This window comes from Methylorubrum sp. POS3, assembly GCF_043352485.1.
Taxonomy (GTDB): Bacteria; Pseudomonadota; Alphaproteobacteria; order Rhizobiales; family Beijerinckiaceae; genus Methylobacterium; species Methylobacterium suomiense.
Genome location: NZ_JAPRBT010000001.1, coordinates 3274575 through 3295409, shown reverse-complemented (window position 1 = coordinate 3295409; position 20835 = coordinate 3274575). Strand labels below are relative to the sequence as shown.

General features: G+C 68.9%; 21 protein-coding genes. 3 read left to right on the top strand and 18 right to left on the bottom strand.

Annotation, left to right across the window (positions count from 1 at the left end):
• Positions 1 to 999, bottom strand: coding sequence for a lipid A biosynthesis lauroyl acyltransferase (locus tag OWC43_RS15245; protein WP_393957271.1), 999 nt, complete (start codon positions 997 to 999; stop codon positions 1 to 3).
• A 47-nt stretch (positions 1000 to 1046) separates the two neighbouring features.
• On the opposite strand from OWC43_RS15245, the gene OWC43_RS15240 reads away from it, so the two are divergent.
• Positions 1047 to 1175: a hypothetical protein gene (locus OWC43_RS15240; protein ID WP_393957270.1), complete on the top strand. Its 129-nt coding sequence runs from the start codon at positions 1047 to 1049 to the stop codon at positions 1173 to 1175.
• 78 nt (positions 1176 to 1253) lie between these two features.
• Here the strand turns inward: OWC43_RS15240 and phbB are convergent, their stop codons facing one another.
• On the bottom strand, positions 1254 to 1982 hold the full coding sequence (gene phbB, locus OWC43_RS15235; RefSeq protein WP_137831677.1) for an acetoacetyl-CoA reductase: 729 nt from the start codon (positions 1980 to 1982) through the stop codon (positions 1254 to 1256).
• Between the two features lie 182 nt (positions 1983 to 2164).
• Positions 2165 to 3349 (bottom strand): acetyl-CoA C-acetyltransferase, encoded by a 1185-nt coding sequence (locus OWC43_RS15230; protein WP_137831676.1) that lies wholly within the window; start codon positions 3347 to 3349, stop codon positions 2165 to 2167.
• A gap of 323 nt (positions 3350 to 3672) precedes the next feature.
• Between OWC43_RS15230 and phaR the strand changes: the two genes are divergently transcribed.
• Positions 3673 to 4266, top strand: a complete 594-nt coding sequence (gene phaR / locus OWC43_RS15225; protein ID WP_137831675.1) for a polyhydroxyalkanoate synthesis repressor PhaR — start codon at positions 3673 to 3675, stop codon at positions 4264 to 4266.
• A gap of 293 nt (positions 4267 to 4559) precedes the next feature.
• On the opposite strand, the gene OWC43_RS15220 is transcribed toward phaR, so the two are convergent.
• From OWC43_RS15220 to OWC43_RS15175, 10 genes are all read right to left on the bottom strand, one after another.
• A complete protein-coding gene (locus OWC43_RS15220) occupies positions 4560 to 5108 on the bottom strand; it encodes a hypothetical protein (protein ID WP_393957269.1) in 549 nt (182 codons plus the stop codon).
• A 30-nt stretch (positions 5109 to 5138) separates the two neighbouring features.
• On the bottom strand, positions 5139 to 5936 hold the full coding sequence (locus OWC43_RS15215) for an FAD/NAD(P)-binding protein (RefSeq protein ID WP_393957268.1): 798 nt from the start codon (positions 5934 to 5936) through the stop codon (positions 5139 to 5141).
• Positions 5937 to 5967: 31 nt separating this feature from the next.
• Entirely contained in the window at positions 5968 to 6915 is a 948-nt protein-coding gene (locus OWC43_RS15210) for an aliphatic sulfonate ABC transporter substrate-binding protein (RefSeq protein WP_393957267.1), read from the bottom strand.
• Positions 6916 to 7049: 134 nt separating this feature from the next.
• Positions 7050 to 8027 (bottom strand): sulfonate ABC transporter substrate-binding protein, encoded by a 978-nt coding sequence (locus OWC43_RS15205; protein WP_393957266.1) that lies wholly within the window; start codon positions 8025 to 8027, stop codon positions 7050 to 7052.
• A gap of 11 nt (positions 8028 to 8038) precedes the next feature.
• On the bottom strand, positions 8039 to 9238 hold the full coding sequence (gene ssuD, locus OWC43_RS15200; RefSeq protein ID WP_393957265.1) for an FMNH2-dependent alkanesulfonate monooxygenase: 1200 nt from the start codon (positions 9236 to 9238) through the stop codon (positions 8039 to 8041).
• A gap of 31 nt (positions 9239 to 9269) precedes the next feature.
• A complete protein-coding gene (locus tag OWC43_RS15195; RefSeq protein ID WP_393957264.1) occupies positions 9270 to 10040 on the bottom strand; it encodes an ATP-binding cassette domain-containing protein in 771 nt (256 codons plus the stop codon).
• A 191-nt stretch (positions 10041 to 10231) separates the two neighbouring features.
• Complete coding sequence (gene ssuC / locus OWC43_RS15190) at positions 10232 to 11077, bottom strand: aliphatic sulfonate ABC transporter permease SsuC (RefSeq protein WP_393957263.1); 846 nt, start codon at positions 11075 to 11077, stop codon at positions 10232 to 10234.
• A gap of 8 nt (positions 11078 to 11085) precedes the next feature.
• Positions 11086 to 12039, bottom strand: a complete 954-nt coding sequence (locus OWC43_RS15185) for an aliphatic sulfonate ABC transporter substrate-binding protein (protein ID WP_393957262.1) — start codon at positions 12037 to 12039, stop codon at positions 11086 to 11088.
• Between the two features lie 11 nt (positions 12040 to 12050).
• Positions 12051 to 12620, bottom strand: a complete 570-nt coding sequence (gene msuE / locus OWC43_RS15180; protein WP_393957261.1) for an FMN reductase — start codon at positions 12618 to 12620, stop codon at positions 12051 to 12053.
• A 488-nt stretch (positions 12621 to 13108) separates the two neighbouring features.
• On the bottom strand, positions 13109 to 14731 hold the full coding sequence (locus OWC43_RS15175) for an ABC-F family ATP-binding cassette domain-containing protein (protein WP_393957260.1): 1623 nt from the start codon (positions 14729 to 14731) through the stop codon (positions 13109 to 13111).
• 199 nt (positions 14732 to 14930) lie between these two features.
• Here OWC43_RS15175 and OWC43_RS15170 point away from each other — a divergent pair, with 199 nt between their 5' ends.
• Positions 14931 to 16109 carry an MFS transporter gene (locus OWC43_RS15170; protein WP_393957259.1) on the top strand — a complete coding sequence of 393 codons (1179 nt, stop codon included), beginning with the start codon at positions 14931 to 14933 and terminating at the stop codon, positions 16107 to 16109.
• A 58-nt stretch (positions 16110 to 16167) separates the two neighbouring features.
• Here OWC43_RS15170 and OWC43_RS15165 read toward each other — a convergent pair whose 3' ends face one another.
• The 5 genes from OWC43_RS15165 to OWC43_RS15145 form a co-directional block, all read right to left on the bottom strand.
• Positions 16168 to 16872: a metal ABC transporter permease gene (locus tag OWC43_RS15165; protein WP_137827110.1), complete on the bottom strand. Its 705-nt coding sequence runs from the start codon at positions 16870 to 16872 to the stop codon at positions 16168 to 16170.
• Positions 16873 to 16974: 102 nt separating this feature from the next.
• Positions 16975 to 17775: a twin-arginine translocase subunit TatC gene (tatC, locus tag OWC43_RS15160; RefSeq protein ID WP_137827111.1), complete on the bottom strand. Its 801-nt coding sequence runs from the start codon at positions 17773 to 17775 to the stop codon at positions 16975 to 16977.
• Complete coding sequence (gene tatB / locus OWC43_RS15155; protein WP_393957257.1) at positions 17772 to 18218, bottom strand: Sec-independent protein translocase protein TatB; 447 nt, start codon at positions 18216 to 18218, stop codon at positions 17772 to 17774. Before tatB ends, tatC begins: the two co-directional genes overlap by 4 nt.
• A 106-nt stretch (positions 18219 to 18324) precedes the next feature.
• On the bottom strand, positions 18325 to 18609 hold the full coding sequence (locus OWC43_RS15150) for a twin-arginine translocase TatA/TatE family subunit (protein ID WP_137827113.1): 285 nt from the start codon (positions 18607 to 18609) through the stop codon (positions 18325 to 18327).
• A gap of 249 nt (positions 18610 to 18858) precedes the next feature.
• Entirely contained in the window at positions 18859 to 20772 is a 1914-nt protein-coding gene (locus tag OWC43_RS15145) for a hypothetical protein (RefSeq protein ID WP_393957256.1), read from the bottom strand.
• Positions 20773 to 20835 lie beyond the last annotated feature (63 nt).

The window sequence follows — 20835 nt, the reverse complement described above, 5'->3', positions numbered from 1 at the left end:
TCAGCGTCCCCGCGCCCCGTCGAGGACGGCCTCGGGGGCACGTCCCGTCACGCTCGGCAGCGCGACCGCCTTCGGCAGCATCGCCGGGCGCCAGCGGCGATGCATCCACAGCCACTGGCCGGGATTCTCGCGGACCCAATCTTCCACGACCGACGTCATCGCCTGCATCGCGCCCTGAACGTCGATCAGCCCGTCCGGGCCGCGGGGCAGGTCGAGGGCGGGGGTCAATTCGAGCAGGAAGCGCCCTCCGGCCTTGCGCACCACGCGCACCCCGTGGACTGGGCATTCGTGATGGCGGACGAGCTTCCCGAGCAGGGGATTGACCAGCACCGGCTGGCCGAAGAAGCGCACCACCACCCCGCGGGTGAAGTGCTGGTCGATGAGTTGGCCGAGGTGCCCACCCCGCTCGACCGCGCCCTGCATGGCGAAGACCGCGCCGGGGCCGGAGGCGGCGAGCCCCCCCATGGTCTTGCGGCGCACCTCCTGCACCAGCTGCGCGGCCGCCGGGTTGTTCGGGGGGCGGAACACCGCCGTCGTCTCAAGCCCGAATTTGTGGGCGCAGATCGCCGGCAGCTCCCAATTGGCGAGATGGGCCGAGAAGATCAGTCCCGGCTTGCCGTCGTCGCGGATCGCGTTGAACTGGTCGATCCCGCGCACCTCCATGCGCTGGGTCGCCGCGTCGTCGGGATCGACGTCGAAGATCCGGTCGAGATGGGCGTATTCCGCACCGGTGCGGCCGAGATTGTCCCAGGCCCCCAGCGCGATCTCCCGCAGCTGCCGATCGTCGCCCCCCGGATAGGCCATCCGCAGATTGGCCATGGCGGTCCGGTGCGAGGGCAGGAGCGGGCCGACCGTGCGGGCGATCCATCCGCCGATCGCGCTCGCCCGATCGGTTCCGAGCGCGCGGGCGAGCCAGAACAGGGCTCGGATCAGGGGAACGGTCGCGAAGCCCGCGAGACGCGGCAGGTTGCGACGGAGGATCAGCGCGAGGCGCAGCACGGTCGGGTCATCGAGGGAAAAACAGGACAGGATGGATACCAGCGGGCATGGTTCAACGATACCAGTACCATGCCCGCGGCAAGAGCGAATACGGCATTCTCCATATCGTATCCGGACGCATTGCCAAGCTGCACGGCTGTCCGCTTGCCGATTCCTCCCGGCGCGCCCTGTGCTGAAAGCAGGAAAGCCGCCGACCCGTTCCCGGATCGGCGGCTCTCGCTCGCGGTATCGTGTTTCAGGCGGTCGGGCGCCGATCAGACGAAGTGCTGACCGCCATTGATCGTGAGGGTCGAGCCGGTCACGAAGCCGGCCTCGTCGCTGGCGAGGTATTCGACCGCGTGGGCGATCTCGTCGGCCTCACCGAGGCGGCCCGTGGGGATCGTCGAGATGATCTTGTTGCGGATGTCCTCCGGCACCGCCATCACCATTTCGGTGGCGATGTAGCCCGGCGCCACCACGTTCACGGTGATGCCCTTCGAGGCGCTCTCCTGCGCCAGGGCCTTGGCGAAGCCGATCACGCCGGACTTGGCGGCGGAGTAGTTGGTCTGGCCGGCCTGGCCCTTCTGGCCGTTGATCGACGAGATGATGATGATGCGGCCGAAATTGCGCGCGCGCATGCCGTCGATCAGCGGACGGGTGCAGGTGAACATCGAGTCGAGGTTGGTCTTGATGACCGCCTGCCACTTCTCGAACGTCATCTTGTGGAAGGCGCCGTCGCGGGTGATGCCGGCGTTGTTGACCAGGATGTCGATCGGCCCGAGCTCGGCCTCGATCGCCTTGATGCCGGCCTCGCAGCTGGCGAGATCGCCGACATCGAACTTGAACACCGGGATGCCAGTCTCGGCCTTGAAGGCGTTGGCCGCCTCGTCGTTGCCGCCGTAATTGGCCGCGACCTTGTAGCCCTTGTCCTTGAGACGCTTGGAAATGGCGGCGCCGATGCCGCGCGTTCCACCCGTGACGAGGGCGACGCGTTCTTGAGCCATGATTTCCTCCGTGAATGTCGATCGTTGTTCTGGTTGAGCCGGTGCGGTGCCGGGCTTCTAGCCTGGTTCTCCCGCGCGCGGCATGGCATTAAAGTTTAAGCCGCAGCCAAAGCGGATTTGCGCAAATCCTTCTCGAGTCGGGAGGGGCCCGGTCGACCCTCCCGCAACGTGCGACGCTGTGCTCAGACGCGCTCGACGCACATGGCGACGCCCATGCCGCCGCCGATGCAGAGGGTCGCGAGGCCCTTCTTGCCGTCGCGACGCTTCAGCTCGTGCAGCAGCGTGATGAGGACGCGGGCGCCGGAGGCGCCGATCGGGTGGCCGATGGCGATGGCGCCGCCGTTGACGTTCACCTTCTCGTCGTCCCAGCCCATGTCCTTGTTGACCGCGAGCGCCTGGGCCGCGAAGGCCTCGTTCGCCTCGATCAGGTCGAGATCGGACGGCTTCCAGCCGGCCTTCTCCAGAGCCTTGCGCGAGGCCGGGATCGGACCCGTGCCCATCACCTTGGGATCGACGCCCGCGGTCGCCCAGGACACGATCCGCGCCAGGGGCTTAATCCCGCGCTTCTCAGCCTCGGAGGCCGACATCAGGACGAGTGCCGCGGCGCCGTCGTTGAGGCCCGACGCGTTGGCGGCCGTGACCGTGCCGTCCTTGGTGAAGGCGGGCTTGAGCTTGGCCATCGCGTCGACGGTGGCGCCGTCACGGATGTACTCGTCGGTGTCGACGATGGTGTCGCCCTTGCGGCCCTTCACGGTGACCGGGACGATCTCTTCCTTGAAGCGACCCTCCTTACGGGCGGCCTCGGCCTTGTTCTGCGAGCGGACCGCGAACTGGTCCTGCTGCTCGCGCGTGAGCTGGAAGGCCTGGGCCACGTTCTCGGCGGTCTGGCCCATGTGGTAGCCGTTGAAGGCATCCCACAGGCCGTCCTTGATCATCGTATCGACGAGCTTGAGGTCGCCCATCTTCTGGCCGCCGCGCAGGTACTGCGCGTGGGGGCTGAGCGACATCGATTCCTGGCCGCCCGCGACGATCACGGTGGCGTCGCCATTGGCGATCTGCTGCATGCCGACCGCAACGGTGCGCAGCCCCGAGCCGCACACCTGGTTGAGGCCCCAAGCGGTCGCCTTCTCCGGGATGCCCGCCGCGATGGCGGCCTGCCGGGCCGGGTTCTGTCCGGCGGCGGCGGTGAGCACTTGGCCGAAGATCACCTCGTCCACGTCGTCGGGGGAGACGCCGGCCCGCTCCAGCGCGGCCTTGATCGCCACGGCGCCGAGCTCGTGCGCCGGTACGCTGCCGAAGGCGCCGGCGAACGAGCCGACCGGTGTGCGCGCCGCCCCGACAATGACGATATCTTCGCTGGCTGCCATCGTGCGTTCTCCTCGTTCCGGCGGCGCGATCATGAGGACTGGGATCGTCCGGCGCGCGGCCTGCCGTTCTCCGGATGAAGAGCGCGGATCGGGCGAAGTCAAGCCGAAGCGTGGACAACGACGCTCGATCGTCGCAGTGACGTCGTCGAGACGGACCCGGATTCTGCGGGACAAGAGATAAATTGCTGTTTTCGACGTTGAGCGAGTGCCTTAAGGTCGAACGCGGACGAACAAAAACCCGCCCCCGGGCGCGGGCGACCGATATTCAAGCGGAGCGGTGAGCTTTGCGCGGACTCATGAGCGAAGCGGGAGGCGTCTCAGCAATGGCCGAGAGCGGCAGGGCGCATCAGACCGTCATCAAGAAATACGCGAACCGGCGCCTCTACCATACGGGCACCTCGACTTACGTCACGCTCGAAGACTTGGCGACGATGGTCCAGAACGGCGAAGACTTCGTCGTCTACGACGCGCGCTCGGGCGACGACATCACCCGCTCGGTGCTGACCCAGATCATCTTCGAGCAGGAGAACAAGGCCGGGGACGACAACCTCCTGCCCGTGGCCTTCCTGCGGCAGTTGATTCGCTTCTACGGCGACAGCATGCGCACCATGGTGCCCAGCTTCCTCGAATTCTCCATGGCGAATTTCGCGAAGGATCAGGACGGTCTGCGCGAGAAGCTGTCGCAGAGCTTCGGACCCTCGGCCTTCCAGCAGGCCGTGCAGGAGCAGGTTCGGGCCAACATGACCTTCTTCGGCGATGCCATGAAGATGTTCACCGGCGGCTTCGGCCCTCCTGCCCCGCCCCCGGTCCAGAGCGCGACGCCCCCCGCCACGACGTCCGGCGGTGGCGATCTCGACGAGCTGAAGAAGCAGATGGCCGAGATGCAGGCCCGGCTGGATTCGCTGGCTCGGAAATAATCGCGATCGTTGCCGAGGGTCGCGGCCTGGAGTCCGTCTCCGGCCACGGTGCGCGTTCCATTCCGGAACCGGCACCCGATCACGCGTATGGAAGTGCGCCGGTGACGCCTCGTTCGTCCGGCGCTCATCGCCCCTAGAGCACGATGCGGAAAAGTGGAATCCGGTTTTCCGGAATCATCGTGCGACCACAAAGAGATAGAGCGTGCCGCTGTTTCCGTAGAAATGCAGCACGCTCTAGCCGATGGCGAGAGGCTTTCGCTCGCCTAAGGCATCGGCCCGGTGTTCCCCTGGGCTTACGCTGCGGCGGCCCGGTCCAGGTCGGCGGCGACCAGGGAGGCCAACTCCACCGCCTCGTTTCGGATGTCGGGCACCGCGATGCATTCCCACAGCACGCCGCGCAGGAGCGGACCCAGTAGCCAGAGCGGCCGGGCGGCGGTCGTTCCCCGCGCCCGATAATCGGGCCCGGCCTCCAGTCCGAGGCCGAAGGGCTCGGGGCGCACGAGTCCCCGCTCCAGCAAGCGGCGCAGCAAGGGATCTTGGCTCTGCGCCAGATGGCCGAAGCCGGTGGCGTCGATCATCGCCTGCACGGCGAGGCGTTCAGTTCGTTCCGCGCCGCGCAGGCGCAACGTCACCACCGCCTGCGCCGGGTCGTCGGCAATGTCGATAAGGCGCCCCGCCCGCACCGTCAGGCCCCCGGAGGCGATCTCGTCGCGGATCGCCGCGTCCACGGGCGGGGCCGTACGGTGGCGATGCACGTCCCAGAACGGGCGCAGGTGGCGCAGGAACCGGCGACGCTCCGCCGTCGGCAGGCTGCGCCACAGGGTGTCGGTGAGCGGGCGCAACGCATCGATGACGCTATGCCAGCCGATCCCCTAAGCGCCGGCCCGCGCCACCTCGGTCCGGATGCGCGTCAGCAGCCGGGGCAACGAGGCCAGTTCGGCCGGGGTGAAATCCGGTGCAGCCCAGGTTTTCGCCGGGGCATGACCGTTCGGCACGAGTCCGCGCCGTGACAGGGCCAGGATGGCGCCCGCGAAGCCGTGGGCGCGCAAACTTGCCACGGCGTCCAGCATGGTGAGCCCGGTGCCGAGGATCAGCACCGGGGCGTGCGGATGCAGCCGGCCGAAATGCTCCGTGTCCCACGGATCGAGGCTGTGGCGGCTGCGCGACGGGGCGGTGGCGAGATTCCCCATGGCGAGGACCGCGCCGGCGACGGTGAAGCTTTGTCCGCCCTCGGTGTGAAGGCGGAAGCCGTCGCCGCGCGGCTCCAGATCGGTCACGGCGTCCGGCAGCAGCTGAAGGCGGCCGGCATGCAATCGGGTGACGGCCTCGGACAACAATTCGGTGAGGTAGCGCCCGAAGAGGCCGCGGGCCGCGAACGTTCCGGCGGGGGTCGCCCGGATCCCTTCCGCCTCCTCCGGCCCGAGACGACCGAGCCATTCCTCGAAATTTCTGGGCCGGTCCGGGAAGGCGCTCATGTTCGTGGCGCGCAGATTGAGAAGATGGGCCGGATTCCCGGTGCCGTAGGCGAGCCCGCGCCCGAAGCTGCCGCCCCGCTCGCACAGCAGCACCGGACGCTCCGGCGGCAGGGTCGAGAGCAGTTGCAGCGCGGCCATGGTGCCGCTGAACCCCGCGCCGATCACGGCGACGGGCGGCAGGCTTGCCCGGGTCATCGTCGACGTCCTTCCTCTGATCCCCTCCGTCTCAGCGGGTCGGCGGCGCCCAGACCGGCAGGGCCGCGGCATCGACGGCCCGCGGCAGCAATCCCTCGGCACGGAAGGCGTCGGCGATGGTCTGCTGCTCGGCGAGACCGTCGCGGGTCACCGGCTCGACCTGATAGCTGCGCCGGGCATTGGCCTTGAGCACCACCGGCGCATCGATCTTCCAGAGGGCGGCGAGGCGCTCGGCGGCGGCGTCCGGATGGGCCTTCACCCAGGCGCCGGTTTCCTTGAGCTTGCCGAACAGCAGTGCCAGCACGTCGGCGCGCTTGGCGGCGTAGTCGTCGGAGGCGAGATAGTAGCGCTTGTAGCCTGACAGGCCGGTGCCGTCCTTCAGCACCCGGGCGCCCGCCTGGACCTCCGCCGCCGAGAGGAAGGGGTCCCAGGCGACCCAGGCATCGACGCTGCCGCCGGCCAGCGCGCTGCGACCGTCCGCGGGGGTGAGATAGGCCGGGGTGATGCTCTTGAACGGAAGGCCTTCCGCCTTGAGGGCGGCGAGCAGCAGGTAGTGGCTGCCCGCCCCCTTCGTGACGGCGACCTTGCGGCCCTTCAGATCCGCCACGGATTTCAGCGGCGAGTCGCCCGGCACGAGGATCGCCTGCGCGGTCGGTGAGGCCGCCTCCTGCGCGAAATAGGTGATCTTGGCGTTCGCCCCCTGCGCGAAGACCGGCACGGTGTCGGCCACGTCCGCCGACACATCGATGCGCCCGACATTCAGTGCCTCCATGATCGGCAGGCCCGAGGTGAATTCGTGCCAGGAGACCTCGACGTTGAGCGGCTTCAGCGCCGTTTCCAGGGTGCGGTCCTCGCGCAGGAGCGCAATCAGGGTGGAGGACCGCTGGTAGCCGATGCGCAGGGTGGAGGCGTCTTGCGCCGCGGCCGGAGCGATGGCGGCGGTGACGAGCGCGAGGGCGGCGAGAAGGGAGCGGATCACGGGGGGACTACCGGTACGAGGTGACGTGAGGGTCGGGTTTTTGGCTCGTCCCACCCAATCCCCTCATCCTTCGAGGCCTCCGCTTCGCTTCGGCACCTCAGGATAAGGCGGTTGGGTGGGATGGACGGAAGGCGCTAGCTACCCGGCTTGCGCACGGCGCCGGCGATGTCGATCGCCTTCGGGACAAGCCCGAGACCGTGGAAGGTGTCGGCGATGCGTTGCTGCTCCGCCGTGACGCCGGCATCGAGCGGGCGGATGCCGTAGGTCTGCCGCCGGAGCGCGGCGGCCAGGATCGGCGCCGGAATGCCGACGGAGGGCGACAGTTCCTTGGCCGCCGCGTCGGTGTTGTCCTTGGCCCAGGCATCGACCTCGGCGACCGCTGCGACGATGGCGTCGAGCGCCGCGCCGTTCTTCGCGGAAAAGTCCCGCGAGGACAGGTAGAACTGATGGTTCGGCACGAGCCCGCTGCCATCCGCGAGGACGCGGGCGTTGCCGCCGGCCTCGGCCGCGGCGAAGAACGGATCCCAGATCACCCAGGCGTCGACCGCGCCGCGCTCGAACGCCGCCCGCCCGTCGGCCGGCGCGAGGTAGACCGGCGTGATATCGGCCAGCGACAGCCCCGCGGATTCGAGCGCCCGTACCAGCAGGTAATGGACGTTCGAGCCCTTGTTGAGGGCGACCTTCCTCCCCCGCAGGTCGGCAAGCGACTGCACCGGGCTCGCCTTCGGCACGAGGATCGCCTCGCCCTTCGGCGCCGCCGGCTCGTGGGCGACGTAAGTGAGCGCGTCGCTGGCCGCCTGGGCGAAGATCGGCGGGGTCTCGCCGGCCGATCCGAAATCGATCGCGCCCGCGTTCAGCGCTTCCAGGAGCGGCGGTCCGGAGGGAAATTCCGACCATTGCACCCGGTAGCCGAGGGCCTTGAGCTTCGGCTCGAGATTGCCGCGACCCTTCAGCAGCACCAGCGTGCCGTATTTCTGGTAGCCGATCCGCACCACCTTGTCGTCGGCGTGGGCGGCCAGCGTCAGGCTTGCGAAGATCAGCGCGGCGAGGGCGAGCCAGAGGCGCGGCAGAAGCGTCGGAGCGAGGGATTTCGGGTGGGATCGGGCGGGCATCTCTCGCCTCCTCAATGCGCGCTGACGCGGCGGGTGGGGACGATGTCGTTGGCGATGACCTCGCCGAACGGGCCGTTGTTGCGCGCCGTGCTCGGCGCCCGGCCGGTGGTGGCGCGCAGGGGCAGTTTGGGGAAGACGAGCTCGGCGAAGCGATAGGCCTCCTCGAGATGCGGGTAGCCGGACAGGATGAAGCGGTCGATGCCGAGATCGATATACTCCTTCATCCGGTCGGCGACCTGATCGGCCGAGCCGACGAGCGCCGTGCCCGCGCCGCCGCGCACGAGCCCGACGCCGGCCCAGAGGTTGGGCGAGACGACGAGCTTGTTCCGGTCGCCGCCGTGCAGCGCCATCATCCGCTTCTGGCCCTCGGAATCCTGGCGCTTCAGCGTCGCCTGCGCCTGGGCGATGGTGGCGTCGTCGAGCCGCGAGATCAGCTTCTCGGCCTCGGCCCAGGCCTCGGACTCGGTCTCGCGCACGATGACGTGCAGCCGGATGCCGTAGGAGAAGGTCTTGCCTTTCTTCTCGGCGGCTTCCCGGGCGCGCGCCAGCTTCTCGGCGACGCCCGCGGGCGGCTCGCCCCAGGTGAGGTAGACCTCGCAATGCTCGGCCGCGACCTCGATGCCGGCGGGCGAGGAGCCGCCGAAATAGAGCGGCGGATAAGGTGCCTGGACCGGGCGGAAGATCACGCGCCCGCCCTCGCTGCGCAGGTGCTTGCCCTCGAAGTCGACCGTCTCGCCGGCCATCAGCCCGCGCCAGATATGCAGGAACTCGTCCGTGACCTCGTAGCGCTCGTCATGGCCGAGGAAGACCCCGTCGCCCTTCAGCTCCACCGGATCGCCCCCGGTCACGACGTTGATGAGGAGCCGCCCGTCCGAGATCCGGTCGAGGGTCGCAGCCATGCGGGCGGCCACCGACGGTTCCTGCAGGCCGGGGCGCACGGCAACGAGGAAGCGCAGGCGCTGGGTCAGTGGCGCGAGCGCCGAGGCGATGACCCAGGAATCCTCGCAGGAGCGCCCGGTCGGCAGCAGCACGCCGAAATAGCCGAGTTCGTCGGCGGCCTGCGCGATCTGGCGCAGATACGGCAGCGACACGTCGCGGGCCCCTTCCGAGGCCCCGAGATAGCGCCCGTCACCGTGGGTCGGCAGGAACCACAGGACATCGGTCTTGCCGTCGGTGGGCGGGTTGCTGGGCAGGCCGGTCGGGGTGCTCATGGGGTTACGCTCCGAAGATCTCGAAAGGGTGTCAGGCGCCGGTGCGGAGAAGGCGGTCGAGGATGCGGCCCTCCAGCGCGGCGAGCGCCGGGTCGCCGCGGCGGCGCGGGCGCGGCACGTCGACATCGACGTCGAGGGCGATGGCGCCCTCCTCGATCACGAGAATGCGGTCGGCCATCGCCACCGCCTCGCCGACATCGTGGGTGACGAGGATCGCGGTGAAGCCTTGCGCCTCCCAGATCCGCTCGATCATGGCCTGCATCTCGATGCGGGTTAGGGCGTCGAGGGCACCGAGGGGCTCGTCGAGCGCCAGCAGAGCCGGGCGGCTGACGAGGGCGCGGGCGAGTGCCACCCGCTGGCGCTGCCCGCCGGACAGGGTGGCGGGCCATTGCCCGGCCTTCTCCGACAGGCCGACCTCGCCGAGAACGTCGAGGGCGCGTGCCCGACGATCCGCCTTGCCGATGTCCCGCGACAGGCCGACCGCGACGTTGTCGGCGACCCGCGCCCAGGGCAGCAGACGCGGCTCCTGGAACATGATTCTCTTCGTTTGTTCGCCGCCGCTGAGAGCGATGCGGCCGGCGCTCGGCTCCTCGAGGCCGAGGATGAGACGCAGCAGGGTGCTCTTGCCGCAGCCCGAGCGGCCGACCACGGCGACGAATTGGCCGGCGGGAATGGTGAGGTCGAGACCGCGGATCACGGACGGGCCGCCCTCGAAGGACTTCGAGAGGCCGCGGATCTGGATGCCGAGGCCGCGGTCGGCGCGGCGGTCGGATGTCTCGGGGAGGCGAAGGGTGGCTGTCATCGATCGGGTCCGAGCTTCGGGGTTCGGGGCGTCTCGCTCATCCCACCCATCCTGAGGTGCCGCGCAGCGGCCTCGAAGGCGGGTTCCCGAGATCGCGCGATTCGCTGGAGCCCTCCTTCGAGGCCTCCGCTTCGCTCCGGCACCTCAGGATGAGGGACAGGGCGGGATGGACGGGAGGGCGTCGAGCCCCCTCACGTGTTCCGGTAGGCCGGGTTCCAGCTAAGGCAGGCGCGCTCCAGGGCGCGCGTCAGGCTGTCGGCGATCTTGCCCAGCAGCGCGTAGATCAGGATCGCCAGCACCACGACATCGACCAGCATGAACTCGCGCGCCTGCATCGCCATGTAGCCGAGCCCGGAATTGGCCGAGATCGTCTCGGCCACGATCAGCGTCAGCCACATGATGCCGAGGGCGTAGCGCACGCCGACGAAGATCGAGGGCAGCGCGCCGGGCAGCACCACGCGCCAAAACAGCTCGCGCCGGTTCATGCCGTAGACCCGGCCCATCTCGATCAGCTGCGGATCGACGGAGCGGATGCCGTGCAGGGTATTGGCATAGATCGGGAAGAACACGCCCAAAGCCACGAGGAAGAGTTTCGCCTCCTCGTCGATGCCGAACCACAGGATGACGAGCGGGATCAGCGAGAGGTGGGGCACGTTGCGCACCATCTGCAGGCTCGTATCCGTGAGCCGCTCGGACAGGCGCGAGAGGCCGTTGGCCAGCCCGAAGAACAGGCCGATCCCGCCGCCGATCAGAAAGCCCGACGCGGCGCGGGCGAAGCTGACCCAGAGATTCTCGAACAGCTCGCCCGTCAGGGCCAGCCGCCAGCCCGCGGCGGCGACGTCGAGGGGGGCGGGCATGAACCGGGTCGAGACCAGCCCAAGGGAGGCGGCCGCCTGCCAGCCGACGATGACCAGGGTCGGCAGCAGCCAGGGAAGCAGGCGCCCGGCGTCGAGCGAGGTGCGGGCGGTGGGCTTCGGAGCGGCCTCGGCGGCGGGGGCGCGGCCCGGAAGCGAGCGGATGGCGGCGGAATCGGCCATGGTCGGGCTCATCCGTTGTTGGTGTTGCGCGGTTGCCAGACGATGTCGGCGACGCGGACGGGACGGGGGATGACGCCGAGGGCGTGGAAGCGGTCGGCGATGCGCTGCTGCTCGGCCGTTACGGCCTCGTCCATCGGGGCGATGACGTAGCGGATGCGGTCGACCGTCCGCCGCGTCGCGGCGAGCGGAACGCCGGTGATGCGGGAGAGGCTGGCGGCGACGCTGCCGCGATTGGCCTCGCACCACACGGCGACCTCGCCCAACGCCGCGAGCGCGCCGTCCAGCAGGGCCGGCTGTTCCTCGGCGAAGGTCTTGTTGGCGAGGAAGAAGTTGTTGGTCGGGGTGATCTCGGAGGCCTGGGCCAGCACGCGCACCCCCTCCCCCTGCTCGGCGATGGCGAAGTAGGGATCCCACACCGTCCAGGCGTCGACGGTGCCGCCGGCAAACGCGGCGGCGCCATCGGCGGGCGCCAGCAGCACGGGGGTGATGTCGCGATAGGTCAGCCCCGCTTTCTCCAGCGCGGCGACGATCAGGTTGTGCGAGGAGGAGCCCTTGGCGAAGGCGACCCGCTTGCCTTTCAGCTCACTGAGCGAACCGATGGTCGAACCCTTCGGCAGCAGGATCGCCGCGCCCGATCCACCTTTCGGCTGCGCGGCGGCGTAGACGAGGTTGGCGCCCGCGGCCTGGGCGAAGATCGGCGGTGCGTCGCCGGTCTGGCCGAAATCGATCGCCCCGAGATTGAGCGCTTCGAGGAGCGGCGGGCCGAACGAGAACTCGACCCAGCGCACCGTGGCGCCCTGCCGCTTCAGCCGCGCCTCAATGGCGGCCTGCTCGCGGGCCACCGCCAGGATGCCGTTCTTCTGGTAGCCGATGCGCAGCACGCCGGGCTCGGCGGCGCGGCTGAGGCGCGGCGCCAGCGCAGTCGCGAGGCCGGCGGCGATGAGGTGGCGGCGGTGGAGCATCGCTGACGGCCTCAGCGCGCCGCGGCGGCGCGGGGCAGCGCCTCGTTGGGGGCCGCCGCATCGATCAGCCGGGCGAGTTCACCGGCGGCCTGCGCGACGCGGGCCCGGACGAGCGCGTCGGCGACGCGGCCGTCGGCGATCTCGGTGTCGCCGGCATAGACCGAGGTCGGCACGGTCTGGGCCGAGAAGAAGCCGAAGAGTGGGCGCAACGAATGCTCGACCACGAGCGCATGGCGCGGGCCACCGCCGGTCGCGGTGAGCACCACCGGTTTACCGATCAGGGCCTCGGGGCCGACGAAGTCGATCAGGTGCTTGAACAGACCGGAATAGCTGCCCTTGTAGACGGGCGATCCGATGATCAGCGCATCCGCTCCCTCGATCGCCTCGACGATACGGGCCGCCGGGAGTGGGAGGGCCGAGCGGCTCTCGACCGCGATCCCGGTGCCGGCATCGACCAAATCGTAGATCTTCAGCTCGATCGGACGCAGCCGCGCCACCTCGGAGGCCACGGCCTCGACCAGGGTCCGGGTGCGCGAGGGGCGGCGCGTGTTGCCCGAGAAGGCGACGATACGAGTGGGCATGGGTGCGTCCGTCCTGCTGGCTCGTCCGGCAAGCGAGCGGCACGACTCTCCCGTCGGACGGAGCGAGAGCGCGCCGTCCGCCGGAAAGGATGCCGTTCGTTGTGCGGGATGAAGATGTTTTGTTGGAGGGGAATGTAATGAATGCAGGGGCCTCGGATCAACGGATCGATCTTGCGTTGTTCCTCCGAGATGGAAAAGAAATGCCTGCAGTTCTAAGCTTGCGGGGAAAGTTCTCCGCGGTGCCTCTCATCGGCTCTGTGCCACGAGGAAAGGCTGCCTGTTCTTGGCTGACGCCCTTCGTTCGCTGAGCCGAACGAAGGCGGGTCGGGTGCGTGGGGCATCGACGGCGCGGGCGCTTCCCCTCCCTCGGCCAAGGCGCAGAGACGGGTCGCGCAGGTTTCAGCGCGGCACGAATTCTCCCGTCCCTGTCGGCTTTTCGGGGCGGGACGGGGTCACGGTTCGGATGTGCTGGAGGATGCGCGAGCGCCCTACCCCCGCAATCCCGGCGCTTCCTGGCCGGTCCGTGCCACGTACTCGGTATAACCGCCGCCGTATTGATGGACGCCGTCGGGCGTCAGCTCCAGCACGCGGTTCGAGAGCGCGGCGAGGAAGTGGCGATCGTGGGAGACGAAGAGCATCGTTCCCTCGTACTGAGCCAGCGCGCCGATCAGCATTTCCTTCGTGACGATGTCGAGGTGGTTGGTCGGCTCGTCGAGCACGAGGAAGTTCGGCGGGTCGAACAGCATCTTGGCCATGACGAGCCGGGCCTTCTCGCCGCCCGAGAGCACGCGGCAGGGCTTCTCGACATCGTCGCCCGAGAAGCCGAAGCAGCCGGCCAGCGCCCGCAGCGACCCCTGGCCCGCCTGAGGAAAGCTCGCCTCGAGATCGCCGAAAACGGTGGCCTCCCCGTCGAGCAGGTCCATGGCGTGCTGGGCGAAGTAGCCGAGCTTGACGCTGCCGCCGACCGTGACCGAACCAGCATCGGGCGTGGCGGTACCGGTGATGAGCTTCAGGAGGGTCGATTTACCGGCGCCGTTGATGCCCATCACGCACCAGCGTTCCTTGCGCCGGATCGAGAAGTCGAGCCCCTCGTAGACGATGCGGCTGCCGTACTTCTTATGGATGCCCTTCAGCATCGCGACGTCGTCGCCGGAGCGCGGGGCGGTCTGGAATTCGAACGCCACGGTCTGGCGGCGCTTGGGCGGCTCGACGCGCTCGATCTTGTCGAGCTTCTTCACCCGGCTTTGCACTTGGGCCGCGTGGCTGGCCCGCGCCTTGAAGCGCTCGATGAACTTGATTTCCTTGGCCAGCATCGCCTGCTGGCGCTCGAACTGCGCCTGGGCCTGCGTGTCGGCCATGGCCCGCTGCTGCTCGTAGAAGCCGTAATCGCCGGAATAGGTCGTGAGGCTGCCGCCGTCGATCTCGATGATCTTGGTGACGATGCGGTTCATGAACTCGCGGTCGTGCGAGGTCATCATCAGGGCGCCGTCGTAGTTCTTCAGGAAATCCTCGAGCCAGATCAGGCTCTCGAGATCGAGGTGGTTCGACGGCTCGTCGAGGAGCATCACGTCGGGCCGCATCAGGAGGATACGGGCCAGAGCCACGCGCATCTTCCAGCCGCCGGACAGCTTGCCGACATCGCCGTCCATCATCTCCTGGGAGAAGCCGAGGCCCGCCAGAACCTCGTAGGCCCGGCCCTCCAGCGCATAGCCGTCGAGTTCCTCGAAACGGGCCTGCACCTCGCCGTAGCGCTCGATCAGCGCCTCCATCTCGTCGGCGCGATCCGGGTCCGCGAGGCCCGCCTCGATCTCCTTCAGCTCCGCGGCCACGACGCTGACGGGACCGGCGCCGGCCATGGTCTCGGCGACCACGGTGCGGCCGGACATCTCGCCGACATCCTGGCTGAAATAGCCGATGGTGATGCCGCGATCGGTGGAGACCTGCCCCTCATCCGGCGGCTCCTCGCCGGTCATCATCCGGAACAGGGTGGTCTTGCCCGCCCCGTTCGGGCCGACGAGACCGGCCTTCTCGCCTTTCTGCAGCGCAGCGGAGGCCTCGACGAAGACGAGTTGCCGGCCGTTCTGCTTGCCGATCTTGTCGAGGCGTATCATGGCGTCCGCGGGCCCGGGTGTCTGAGGATTCGCCGCGGACTTACGGCATCGGCGCCCCGCCGGGAAGCCGCAGCCCTGCCCAGCGCGCAGGCCAGCCTCCCGCGCAACCGCGGTCCCCCTGGGGGCGGAGGCCGCCATGTTTCCGGTTTACCGCAGCGCACAAAAGCGCGCTTTCCCGATCATCTCCGGAAGGAGCCCCATGCTCCCGCTTCCCATCCTCGCGCTGGCTGTCGCCTCGTTCGGCATCGGCACCACGGAATTCGTCATCATGGGGTTGCTGCCCGAGGTGGCACGCGACTTCGCCGTCACGATTCCCCAGGCCGGGCATCTCGTCTCGGGCTACGCCATGGGCGTGGTGATCGGCGCGCCGATCGTCGCCATGGCGACCGCGCCCTTGCCCCGCAAGACGGCCTTGCTGGCGCTGATGGCGGTGTTCACCCTGGGCAACCTCGCCTGCGCCCTGGCGCCGGCCTACTGGCCGCTGATGGCGGCGCGGGTGGCGACCGCCTTCGCCCACGGGGCCTTCTTCGGCATCGGCGCCATCGTGGCCCGCGACCTCGTGCCGAAGGAGAAGCGCACCCAGGCCGTCTCGCTGATGTTCGCAGGGCTCACCCTCGCCAACGTGCTCGGCGTCCCGCTCGGCACCGCGCTCGGACAGGCTCTCGGCTGGCGCGCCACATTCTGGGCGGTGGTTGGCATCGGCCTCGCGGCGGGCGCAGCCATCGCATTCGCCCTGCCCAGCGGCATGCCCGGTACGCGCGGCGGGCTCGCGAAGGAGTTCCGGGCGCTGGGGCGCTGGCCGGTTCTGCGGCCGATGCTCGTCTCCACCCTCTCTTCGGTGAGCTTCTTCACCGTCTTCACCTACATCGCCCCCTTCCTCACCGGCGTCACCGGGCTGACACCGGGCGGGGTCACGGGCGCGCTGTTCGCCGCGGGCGTGGGACTCACTGTCGGGAATCTCGCGGGTGGCTGGCTCGCCGACCGCAGCCTGATGGGCACGGTGCTCGGCAGCTTCGCCGCGCTCGTCGTGATGCTGTTGATCCTCGCTCTGGTGGCGCCGCACGCGGTGCCGGCGCTCGCCGTTCTGGTGCTGTGGAGCGCCCTCGCCTTCGCGCTGGTCTCCCCGCTCCAGGTCTGGGTGGTGGAGGCGGCGAGCGATGCGCCGAACCTCGCTTCGACCCTGAACCAGGGTGCGTTCAACCTCGGCAACGCCACCGGTGCCTGGCTCGGCGGCACGGCGCTGACGCTGGGGGCGGGCTATCGCGAACTGCCGATACTTGCAGCGGCGGTCTCGTTCCTCGGCCTCGGCCTCGCGGCCACCGCGGTGCTCCGGGGCAAGGAAAAACCGTCCCTGAGCCTCGCTCAGGGACGGTCCTGAAACGTCGAGAGCGCTCGCCCGATGCGAAGGCAAGGGGCGGGCGCGGATCAGCGGGGGATCACATCGGCGGGGTGAGACCGTCCTTGCCGACCGCCACCAGCTTAGCCGTCAGCTTGTCGCCATCCTTGGCCGCGACCACGAACACCTTGCCGCCGGGGGTCAGCACCGACTTGTCGGACTTCTCGAAGGCCACGATCGGGGCCTTGGGCGGCACCACGATCGTCTTCGAGCCATCCTTGTCGTAGGTGACGGTGAGCGTGCGCTCGCCCGAGGCACCGCTGGCGGTGTTTCCGGTCACCGTGGCGTTGGTCATGGAGCTCTTGACCTTCGGAGCGCCGCCCGCCGCACCGCTCGCGCCGCCGGCCTTGACGGTGCCGTTGGTCATCGAGCTCTTCACCACCGAACCGCCGCCGGTTTGGTCGGGGATCGCGTCCCAGGCATAGTGGCCTTCGGCCGTGCCGCGCATCTCCTCGGGGAACAGCACCACTTCCAGGGCGGTCGGCGGGTTGTCGCCCTTGGTGGCGGTGCCGATGAAGACGCCATCCTTGATCTGGTCGAGGCTCGATTTCACCACCCAGGCGAAGGTGGCACCTTCGATCTGCACCGTCTGCGTGGTGCCCTCGTTGGTCTTCACCGTGAGCGTACCGGCATCGCTCTTCTCGACCGTGCCGCGCACCCGCTGCAGCTCGGGCGCCGCGTAGGCGCTGCCGGCCAGCGTCGTCATCGCCGCGACCGTGAGCGCCGTCCACATCGTCCGTTTCATCGTGATTCCTCCGGTTGGGATCGGAGGCAGTTATGGGGCGGTGACCCGCCGCATCCAGCTTGCGCGCGACACAGTGATGCACAAGCGATCTTATTTTATCCTTCAGTCCTCCAGCCCCTGCGCCTGGCGACGTGCGCTACGGACCTTGTCCATGCGCGCGACCGAAAAGACGGAGGCCTCGTAGAGCAGCAACATCGGGATCGCGAGCGAGAGCTGCGAGATCACGTCGGGCGGGGTCAGGATCGCGGCGGCGACGAACACCAGCACGATGGCGTAGCGCCGCTTCTCCCGCAGGAACGCGGCATCGATGACGCCGATCTGGCCGAGCAGCGTCAGGATCACCGGCATCTGGAACGCCAGTCCGAAGGCGAAGATCAGCGTCATGATCAGCGAGAGATACTCGTCGACCTTCGGCAACAGCTTGATCGTCGCCTCGCCCGGCTGCCCGATCTGCTGGAGCGACACCGAGAACTGGATCAGCAGCGGCATCGCCAGAAAGAAGACGACGAGCGCACCGAGCACGAAGAAGATCGGGGTGGCGACGAGATAGGGCAGGAAGGCCTGTCGCTCGTTGCGATAGAGGCCCGGCGCCACGAAGGCGTAGACCTGCGTCGCGATCACCGGGAATGCCAGGAAGCCCGCGCCGAAGACGCTGAGCTTGATGTTGGTGAAGACCTGTTCGAGGAAATGCGTCGCGATCAGCTCGGCGTTCTGAGGGCCGACCACCGAGACGTAGGGGTGAACGAGGATGTTGTAGATCTGCTTCGAGAAGAAGAAGCAGCCGAAGAACATCACGATGAAGGCGATCAGCGACTTGATCAGTCGCGAGCGCAGCTCGATCAGGTGCTCCAGGAGGGGCGCCCGCGAGGCCTCGATCTCGGCCTCGTCACGCTCGTCGGTCATGAAGTCGGGCCTGTCTCGGGCTTGCCGGTCTCGGGCTTGGCCGTTGCGGGAGAGGCCGCCTGCGCGGCCGCGGGTTCGGAGGCCGGGCGCGGCACGTCGAAGCTGCCGGTATCAGATGGCGTGGTGGTGGAGGTCCCCGCCGGAGCGCCGGTGCGACCCTCGACGGCGCTGCGGATCTCGTTGCGGATGGTATCGACCGGATTGAAGCCCGGCTTTGCCGCATCGACCGTGCGCTTGACGCCCTCGACGTCGCGGCGAACCTCGTCGAGTTCGGCCTCGCGGATCGCCTCGTTGAACTGGTGTTGGAACTCGCCCGCCATCCGGCGGACCTTCGTCGTCACCTGACCCAGCGTGCGCAGGGCCTTCGGCAGGTCCTTGGGTCCGATGACGATCAGGGCGACGCCGCCGATCAGCATCACCTCGCCCCAGCTCATATCCAGCATTGCAGCGTCCGTCCCGCGGGTCCGCGCCTGATTAGGACGGTCGCGCCGTCCGCGCCATCCTGCCCGGCGCCGACCGCATCGGCGTCGGGCCGTGGCGCGTGATCCGTCAGACCGCCTTGTGGTCGCCGGCCGGCACGTGGGTCTGCTGCGGCCCGGCATGGGTCGCGCCCGGAGCCGGGTTCGGCGGCAAGGTGCGCATCGGCTCGCCGGCGGAGGGCGGCGGCACGGCGTTGTTGGCGCCGGGGGCCGTCTCGTCGTCGGCCATGCCCTTCTTGAAGGCCTTGATACCCTTGGCGACGTCGCCCATCAGTTCGGACACCTTGCCGCGGCCGAACAGCAGCATGACGACGACCGCCACGATGACCCAATGCCAGACACTCATGCTGCCCATGGCAACCTCTCCTGCACCGCGGCCCTCTCCTGGCGGCGGCGCCTCTCCTGAACCCTTGAATTGGGGCGAACCTAGGGATCGCCCCGCAGGAACACAAGCAGCACAGGAGGACGCGGGCGGGACAAAGGACGTATTGACGGGCTGAGGCGGTCAATCGTGACCGTGCCGCCGCAGCCTGCGGCGGTCGGGCTCCGACGACTTCGCTCGCGCCGCGAAGGCACAAGAGAAATCCCGCAGCGGAAGTCGCTGTCACTCAGCCTTGGCGTTGACCTCGAGCTTGTCGAGCACGGCGGCCGGGGTCGGGGCGGTGCTGACATCGACCATGCCGAGGCCATCGCCGTTCTTGGCCTTGGCGCTGATCGAGAGGGTGCCCGGCTTGGTGACAAACTTCCCCATCGCCGCGCCGATCGCCTTGGCGGCGGCGGAGTTGCCGAGAATGACCGGGACCCCGATCACGCTCGCGGTGACGTATTCCTTGCGCAGTTCGTCGGGTTTGAGGCTCAGCGTCTTGGCCTGGGCGGTGATGAAACGGTCGAACAGCCCACCGTTTTCCAATGTCAGGTCGAGCGCCTTGGCGGTGGCCGAGAGCATGGCGAAGCCGGAGACCGCCGCGTCGGGATCGAACACATCGGGCCCGATGCCGCCCAACGTCGCGTTGAGGCGAAGGCGGCCCATATCCTTGCCGGTCAGCGACACTTCGTTAAGGGACAACTCCTTCGTGCCGTCGTTCCACGCGGTATCGGCGATCACGTCGAGATCGAGATCGCGGTAGCCGTAGAGGCCGAGGGAGCCGAGGCCGGGAACGCTTTCCACCGCCGTCGCCGGTAGGGTCAGGCCCGAGAGCGACAGACGGCTCGCGGTCGGTACGCCGTCCTTGGGCGGTCCAAAGGTGATGCTGCCGCCGCGCACCCCCACATGCATCGTGGTGGTCTTCACCGCCGGCTTCGCCTCGGGTCTGGCTGCCGGTTCGGTGCCGTGTCCCGGCAGATCGAGGCCGAGATCGGACAGGGTCAGTGTGCCGATGACCGGTGTGAGGCGGCGAAGCTCCGCCTCCTGCGCCGCCGGATCGGAGACCCCGGGTGGCGGAGCGGCCTTATCGGCGGGCCTGTCGCCGGGCTTGTCCTGCGCGACCGGCACCGCCTTGGCCAGCCGGCGCAGGGTGGCGATGGTCGGCTCCAGCGAGAAGCCGGTGAGGGCGAGCCGGCCGATCTTGCCGCGCGCCTCCGTCGAACCGAAGACGACGTCGCTGAGGGTCACTCCAGCCTCGGCGCCGTTGCCCGTGTAGGACAGCCTGCCGATGGCGAAATTCAACGGATCGGGGCCCTTCACCTCCTTCACGGCGATCTCGCTTGCCTCAAGGCCTCCGATTGAGACCGATTCGGCGAGGTCGGCGATGAGCCCGGCGGCGCGGGCGCGCTTGACCGGATCGGGCTGCGAGAGGTCGGCGGTCGAGAGGGATTCGACGGCGCCGGACCACGTGGCGGGGGTCTGACGGCCGGCGAGGTCGCGGCCGGTGAGCCGCGCGATCGAGACGGTGGTGCCGCGCTCGTCGATGAAGGCGATGCTCTCGGCCGCGATCGTGGCGTAGAGGCGCTGGAAGCCGCTGCGGGCGCTGCCGGCCTCGGCATAGAGGCGCGCGAGCGCGGTCAGATCGACGTCCTCCGCGCGGATCTTTCCGTAACTGCCGCTGGCCTTGGCCAGCTGCCCCACGGCGCCCTCGACGGACAGGGTCGCACCCGCCGAGGTGAGTTCGCTGATCCGCCCGCCATGGACGTTGCGGGCCGTGACGTCGCGATAGGTCACGATCTGCCGCTTGTCGGCGCTGCGGCGCTCGACCCGCAGCTCGGGCATCGTCAGGCTTCCGGCGTCCAGGCGCTGGAGGCGGGTCGCCCATCCCTCCTTCGCGTCGACTTGGAAGATCGCGAGCAGCTCCTCCTTCGACAGCCGCGTGCCGCTGACCGCGACCCGCGGTACAGTCACGCTCGTCTCACCGAACGAGAGCGTGACGTTTTCGAGGACGAGATCCTGAACGGCGGACGCGGCCTCCTGCGCCGCGGCGGGCGCCACGAGTGGCGAGGGCAGCGGGGCGGCGAGCAGGGCCGCCGCGCAGGCTTGGGCGAGCAGCGCCCGCGTGAGAACGGGACGGCGCGTCGGAAGCGTCATGGGTCGATCGGATCGGAGGCTGTCGAGGGAAGGGAGCCGTGTGCGGGCACCATCCCTGCCGGT